The organism is Methyloceanibacter sp. (assembly GCF_051306395.1).
Classification (GTDB): Bacteria; Pseudomonadota; Alphaproteobacteria; order Rhizobiales; family Methyloligellaceae; genus Methyloceanibacter.
Map to the genome: position 1 here is coordinate 1 of NZ_JBPPND010000211.1, position 4,325 is coordinate 4,325.

Annotated in this window: 6 protein-coding genes; 3 read left to right on the plus strand and 3 right to left on the minus strand. The window is 64.5% G+C overall.

The features are described 5' to 3' along the window. The coding region (locus tag ACSLE4_RS11085) for an SDR family NAD(P)-dependent oxidoreductase (RefSeq protein WP_435904515.1) at positions 1-133 on the minus strand (133 nt) is incomplete at its 3' end. 170 nt (positions 134-303) lie between these two features. Here ACSLE4_RS11085 and ACSLE4_RS11090 point away from each other — a divergent pair. Together ACSLE4_RS11090 and ACSLE4_RS11095 are read left to right on the plus strand one after the other, a co-directional pair. Further along, positions 304-861, plus strand: a complete 558-nt coding sequence (locus ACSLE4_RS11090; RefSeq protein ID WP_435904510.1) for a TetR/AcrR family transcriptional regulator — start codon at positions 304-306, stop codon at positions 859-861. Positions 862-1,010: 149 nt separating this feature from the next. Further along, the gene (locus ACSLE4_RS11095; protein WP_435904511.1) at positions 1,011-1,931 is read left to right on the plus strand and encodes a lytic transglycosylase domain-containing protein; all 921 of its coding nucleotides are present in this window, start codon (positions 1,011-1,013) and stop codon (positions 1,929-1,931) included. 37 nt (positions 1,932-1,968) lie between these two features. Here ACSLE4_RS11095 and ACSLE4_RS11100 read toward each other — a convergent pair whose 3' ends face one another. Then, a complete protein-coding gene (locus tag ACSLE4_RS11100) occupies positions 1,969-3,105 on the minus strand; it encodes a transporter (RefSeq protein WP_435904512.1) in 1,137 nt (378 codons plus the stop codon). Between the two features lie 137 nt (positions 3,106-3,242). Next, a complete protein-coding gene (locus tag ACSLE4_RS11105) occupies positions 3,243-3,635 on the minus strand; it encodes a DUF2946 family protein (RefSeq protein WP_435904513.1) in 393 nt (130 codons plus the stop codon). Positions 3,636-3,774: 139 nt separating this feature from the next. Here ACSLE4_RS11105 and ACSLE4_RS11110 point away from each other — a divergent pair. Continuing rightward, a partial coding sequence (locus ACSLE4_RS11110; RefSeq protein WP_435904514.1) for a CorA family divalent cation transporter occupies positions 3,775-4,325 on the plus strand: 551 nt, incomplete at its 3' end.

The following is a 4,325-nucleotide window of genomic DNA, read 5'->3' on the forward strand; positions in this document are numbered from 1 at the left end:
CTTTGTCCTCTGACGCCGCGTAGCTGATGGCAACGTCTGCGCCGTCATCGGCCAGCGCCCGAGCGATTGCGGCGCCAATGCCGCGCGAGCCGCCCGTCACGAGCGCGACTTTTCCTGTGAGCTTCTTCGACATGGGTCCAGTCTCCTGACTAAGCTGTTCTGTAGCAGACGCTACAAATGTGTGCCTGGACCCGGGTTGTCAAGAGCATTATATAACGACCACTACAAAGATGGGAGGTGATAGGCATCGGAAAACGGCTTGGAGAGGACTCCGTGGCAATAGGCCGCCCCAGGACTTTCGATATGGATCAGGCGCTTGACCGGGCGCTCGAGGTGTTCTGGCGCAAGGGCTTCGAGGGCGCGAGCATTTGCGACCTGACGGCGGCGATGGGCATCAATCCACCCAGCCTCTACGCCGCCTTCGGCAACAAGGAGGCGCTGTTCCGCAGTGCGCTCGACCGTTACGCGGAGACAAAGTCAGGATTTATTCGCGAGGCGCTGGACAAGCCCAAGGCCCGCGACGCTGTTGCCGCGTTGCTGCGCGGCACGGCGCGCTCCCTGACGGACAAGTCCAACCCCGCCGGATGTCTTTTGGTCCAAGGCGTCGCCGGCGCCGGCGAGCATGCGCAATGTATCCGCGACGAGCTCTGCGCCCGTCGCGCGGCCGCGGAGACGTCGATCCGCGAGCGGCTGAAACGGGCCAAGGCGGAAGGCGATCTCCCCGCCGACGCCGACCCGGCGATGCTGGCGCGCTATGTCTCCACGATCACCCAGGGGATGTCCGTGCAGGCGGCAGCGGGCGCCAGCCGGAAAGAGCTTGAGCGCGTCGTGGAGATGGCGCTCCGGGCGTGGCCCGAGTGAGATATGCTGGGCGAGTGCGATACTGTGTCATGAGGTCTCGATCATGAGGAGACTGACCGCCGCCGCTATTTGTGCCGCACTCGCCGACGCGCTCTGCAACAAGCTGCAAGCGGCGGGCGGTGCCTGTATCGTCTCGAAGAATTAGGGCCGTGCGCCGGGATGCGCGCATAGGGATGAGCGTGGCGGTGCTTCTCGCCGCGGGGATTGCAGTCGCGCACGGAGCGGAAACCGCGGAGGTTGCCCGCGTCGCCGGCGGCCTCAAGGCGGCGGGGCTCGCGGCGGCCGGCCCCATGCCCTTCGTGGAGATCGTTTGTCCGCTGATGCAGCAACAGGCCGAGGAACGCGGGCTGCCGCCCATGCCCTTCGTGAGGCTAATCTGGCGGGAGAGCCGGTTCAATCCCAACGCGGTCAGTTCCAAAGGCGCGCAAGGTATCGCCCAATTCATGCCCGGCACGGCGGCCGATCGTGGCCTCGACAATCCGTTTGAGCCGAAATCGGCGATCCAGCATTCGGCGAGCCTCTTGGCGGACCTCAAGAAGGTGTTCGGCAATTTCGGGCTCGCGGCCGCCGCCTATAACGCCGGCGAGGAGCGGGTGCGCGGCTGGCTTGCGGGCAGCCGCGTGCTGCCGGGCGAAACGCGGCGTTACGTGATGTTCGTCACAGGACGCGCGGCCGAAGAATGGAAGCTGCCCGAGACCGAACTGCCGGAGTCTCTGAAGACCGAAGGCGATACGGTGCAGGACTCCTGCAAGAAGCTCGCGCCGCTCGTGGTGCGTGCGGTCTACGAGACGGAGCCGCTGACGGCGAGCGGCGCCTGGCGGCCCTGGGGCGCGCATGTGTCCAGCGCATTTTCCAAAGGACAGGCGCTGGAGAAGTTCTCAAGGCTCAGGCGCGCGCACACATCGGTGCTGGCCGGCCGTGAGCCCTTTGTGCTGCCGAAGCGGAACTTGAGCCGGGGACGCCGCGCGCTCTACATGGTGCAGATCGGCGCCGACAGCCGCGCCGATGCGCGCGAGGTCTGCGCAGCGCTTCGTAAGGACGGCGGCGCCTGCATCGTGCAGAAGAACTAGCGGCCGCCCCCGAAAGGAGAGCGGCCGCCATGCCGTTCTAGAACGCGATGCCGGCGCTGGCCCACAACGTGCCGTCACGCTCGAGCTGGTAGCCGTTCACGTCCTCACCGATGGGCTGAAGCCATTCGGCGGAGAGCCGCAGGCCTTTGAATGTTCCGCTCGGCACCACGGTGTTGATGCCGAAGCCGATGTCCCAGAACCGGCCGCCATAGTTGAACTGGAGGTCGGGCGGGCTCGAGTGGTTGTGCGGGCCGTTATAGTGGCCCTCGATCTTGCCTTGCTCGGTGTAGAGGCCGCGGATCGAGGCGGAGATCCAATTGGCGAAGCGGTAGCTGCCCCAACCGGTGGCCTGGAACACATCGCCGAACTGGTAGCCCGAGTCGTTCTCCTCCTCCAGCCGCACCACGCCGAGGACTTGCGCGCCCCAAGTGAGGCGATCGGCGCGGCCCGTATAGGTGATGCTGGGCACGAAGTCCCACGTACCTGAGCCAAGCTGCATCATGTAGTGCGTGAAGGCACCGTTCATCTTGTAGTCCACGTTGCCGGTGGGCGCGCTGAACATCGGTGCGAATTGCAGGTGATAGCCGGGGCCGTCGGCGATCTTGAGTTCGGGTCCGAAGATCGTGTCGCCCCAGCCGTCGGTGCCGTGGGAATGGCTCCCCATGTGACCGCCATGGGCGCCATGCCCCATGGTGTCGTCCATGGGCATTTCCATGTGCTCCATGTGCTCCATATGGCCCATGGCACTCATGGAGGATTTCAGCGGCCGCATGGTCATGTCGTGGGACATGTACATCGGCATGACCATGAGCGTCACCCAGTCGGTCGGCGCGTACATGATGTCGAGCATGTACATGTTCATCGCCATGTCGCTCGGCGTCATGGAGCAGGTGTGCGGTTTGCAGCCCTTGTCGATGATCTCTTGATCGCTCGCCTTGTCCGAGCCGTGCAGCATGTCGCCGCCGGCGCTCGTATAGGCGTAGCGGAAACCGATCATGAACTCTCCGGCCTTGTGCATGTGGTCGAACATGACGCCTGCGGGCGCGTGCGTGTCGGCAAGCGGCCCGGTGCCATGATCGGAATCGGCCTTTGATACGCCGGGAACGGCCGTGAGCGCAGCCCCCAGGCAAAGGGTGAGCGCCGGTATCGCGGCGCGCGAGAAAATTGAATGCATTGATAGCCCCCCATGGGCGCCGGACTTCTGAGCCGGTTCGCCCTCATTGATTGTAATGTGGATGGTTTGCGCAGCCAGCGTCCTACGCGCACGCCAAGTCGGCCTCACGTCGGGACGATGGGGTTACGCCTTGAAGCTTACGCGCGGGGAGGGGCGCGGGGCTGGGCTGCAGCGTGTCTTGCCGGTGTCGGCGTGGGCGCGTCGACGCGCAGCGGAACCACGGCAATGACCGTCGAGGACGGCAAAGGCACGCGGGCGAAGGTCGGCAGAATGCCGCCGCAGGCGCTGCCGCACCCTGAGCGGCAGGACATGTGGCAGCACTGGCAATCCGGACCCTTGTTGTTCTGTCCGGGGCTCTCCGGGGTGACGGCCGTGCCTCTGGAGGTACACAGAATGCTCGCTTGCCCCGGCTCGGACGTCAGAGTCGCGGCATGCAGTCCGGTCGTGAAGGGGAGCGCGATCGACTGGAGCAGAATCGCCCAGACGACGAGGAGCCCGAGGAGGTCTCTTTCTTTGCGCAGCCAGCCCATGAAAGAATTTGTAAACTCCCCGGGACCGGGGGTCAAAGGTATCGCGCTGTCCACAGTGTCTCACCCTGGACATAGAGGCCTTGGCATATAAGGTTTTTTTTGAACGGCTTTGCCGGGGCTGACGGAGATCAGGGAGTCGATGCTCACCATTTATGAATTTCGCGAGGGCGCTCTCAAGGCCCAGACTGGTCTTCCCAGGATCACCGAGGAGGCGGTGTGGATCGACCTGCTCAATCCCACGGCGGACGAGGAGGAAATTATCGAGCGCGCGCTGAAGGTCGACGTGCCGACGCGCGAGGAGCAGGCGGAGATCGAGGCTTCGAGCCGCCTCTATCAGGAGGACGGCACTTACTTCATGACGGCGACGCTGGTCTATTTGGGTGACGACGCCGAGACCAAGACGACACCGGTCAGTTTTATCCTCGTCGGCGCCAGGCTCGTTACGCTCCGCTATGCCGAACCGCGCGCCTTTCCCATCTTCGCCGCGCGGTGCAATCGGCAGGAGTCGAATCTCGGCAGCGGCACCACGGTGTTGATGGGGCTGCTCGACACCATCGTCGATCGCCTCGCGGATTTCATCGAGCGCATTCAGGGCCAGGTGGAGACGCTGTCTCACTCCGTGTTCGAGAACAAAGGAGCTGTCGCCGCGCGCCAACGCCGCTTCGACGTGGTGCTGCAATCGATCGGGCG

Bases quoted from the DNA above. Each gene is read 5' to 3' on its own strand.
- ACSLE4_RS11105 (WP_435904513.1), bottom strand. From the start codon at position 3,635: ATGGGCTGGCTGCGCAAAGAAAGAGACCTCCTCGGGCTCCTCGTCGTC.
- ACSLE4_RS11100 (WP_435904512.1), bottom strand. From the start codon at position 3,105: ATGCATTCAATTTTCTCGCGCGCCGCGATACCGGCGCTCACCCTTTGC.
- ACSLE4_RS11090 (WP_435904510.1), top strand. From the start codon at position 304: ATGGATCAGGCGCTTGACCGGGCGCTCGAGGTGTTCTGGCGCAAGGGC.